Origin of the sequence: Mesorhizobium sp. B1-1-5 (assembly GCF_006443065.1) — a bacterium.
GTDB lineage: Bacteria > Pseudomonadota > Alphaproteobacteria > Rhizobiales > Rhizobiaceae > Mesorhizobium.
The window spans coordinates 1-1,862 of the sequence record NZ_VFWS01000274.1 but is presented as its reverse complement, the minus strand read 5'-3'; the positions used below and the strand labels follow the sequence as shown (position 1 = coordinate 1,862).

The 1,862-nt window shown below is 66.3% G+C and carries 1 protein-coding gene and 2 pseudogenes; 2 read left to right on the top strand and 1 reads right to left on the bottom strand.

Features of this window, described 5'->3' with window-relative positions; translation table 11 throughout:
* Nucleotides 1-140, top strand: a pseudogene (locus FJ980_RS35570) (nicotinic acid mononucleotide adenylyltransferase); the annotation flags it as partial.
* Nucleotides 141-241: 101 nt separating this feature from the next.
* A pseudogene (locus FJ980_RS30330) lies at nt 242-1,517 on the top strand (MFS transporter).
* On the opposite strand, the gene FJ980_RS30325 reads toward FJ980_RS30330, so the two are convergent.
* Nucleotides 1,518-1,862, bottom strand: a 345-nt coding sequence (locus FJ980_RS30325) for a mechanosensitive ion channel family protein (RefSeq protein WP_140547280.1), incomplete at its 5' end; no start/stop codon positions are given.

Here is a 1,862-nt window from a genome sequence, read left to right as displayed (position 1 = left end):
CCAAGACCTTCGACTATGCCCGCATCGACGAAGGCGATGCGCCAAGGCTCGCCCGCATGAAGGCGCCCGCGTGGACCTTCATCCACGGCCCGCGCTCGTCGCTGTCGTCGACGGCTATCCGCGAGCAGGCGAAGGGCTGATCGGTACGCACAGCGCCCTTTCTTCGCAAGGAGGAAGGCAAGTCCGGCAATGTCGCTTTTGCGGCGGCCTTTCGTCATCGAATGGATGATCTTGCGCTGATATGACCACTCTCGTGAAAAACCAAACCGAAACGGAACCGAGGCACGGCGACACGCCCACGCCGCTGATCGCGATTGCCAGCGTCGTGGTGTCGATGGCGCTGATCGCCATCGGCAACGGGCTGATGTTCGCCTACATCCCCGTCCGGCTCGGCGTGGAAGGCTTCGATCCGACCTGGGCCGGTCTGATCGTCACCGGTCTGTCGGCGGGTGGTCTCGCCGGCTGCATCCTGACCGGACCGCTGGTGCGCAGGGTTGGCCATGCCCGCGCCTTCATGGTGCTGTCGGCGCTGATCGCGCTGTCGAATGCCGCAATCGGCGCCGGGCCGCACCCCCTGTTGTGGATCGCGGCGCGCGCGCTCTACGGCTTTGCCATATGCGGGCTTTTCATCGTCGCGCAGAGCTGGCTCAACGATGCCGTGGCCAACGCCATACGCGGCAGGGTAATGGCGGTCTTCTACGTCGCCTATGTCGGCGGGCTCGGCATCGGCTATGCGACACTGGCGCTGGTCGACATCAGGACGGCGGATGCATCGCTGATCGGCATAGCCTTCACCGCGCTATCCATCCTGCCCGTCGGGATGACCCGGCTCGCCCAGCCGCCTGCGGCGCCGGGCCTGGCGGATTTCGCCGGTCGGCGTCGCCGGCATGCTGGCGGTCGGTGGCCTGTCCATGTCGATTTCCGGCTTCGCGCCGATCCACGCCACCGCGAAGGGGTACAGCCAGGCCGACGTGGCGCTGCTGCTTTCGGTGATGCCGCTCGGCACGCTGATCCTGCAGGTTCCGCTCGGCTGGATTTCCGATCGCACCGATCGCCGCTATGTGCTGGTCGCGGCATCCGCGATCGCCGCGGCGGCAGGGATGTTTGCGCTCGGCTTCGACGGCGGTACGCTGGCGGTGCTGCTGGTGATCTATGTGATGTGGGACGGCGCCTCGGAATCGATCTACTCGTTGGCCAGTGCCCACGCCGCCGACCGCGCCGGCAAGGACGACATGGTGGCGCTGTCGAGTTCCTTGTTGTTTGCCTGGTCGCTGTCCGGCTTCATCGTGCCGGGCATCGTGACCGCGCTGTCAGCCGTCTTCGGCACGCAGGCCTTCATCTATGTAACAGTGGTCATCGCCTGCGTCTTCTGCCTGTTCGTGCTTTTGCGCGTGTTCACCGCGCGGCCGGTGCCGGCAACCGAAACCGGCAGCTTCGCGCCGATGACGGCGCAAGCGCCATTGCCGGTGGAACTCGCCTTCGCGCCGGACGAACAGCACCGGCACAGGGGCGATTGACTATTGCCGGCGGGTTTCCGGCGCCGGGGCCTGCGGTGGCGGCAGCGGGATCGATATGCGTTCGCGGTCGAATTCCTGCTTGGCCCGCTTGGTGAGGTCGGCCTGGGCGGCGAAGAAATCCACCGATGATGTCCAGTAACGCAAGGTGATCGAGACGGTGCTTTCGCCCAATGCCGCGACAAAGGCGGTCGGCGCCGGCTCACGCTTGACGCGGCGCTCGACGGCGGCGATCGCAAGCAGCGTCTTCTGGGCGCGGTCGATGTCGTTCCAGGAGCCGATCGAGAGGGTGATGTCCCCGCGCCGCACGCCGTTGCGCGAAAAATTGCGCACCGGCTGGTTCCACAG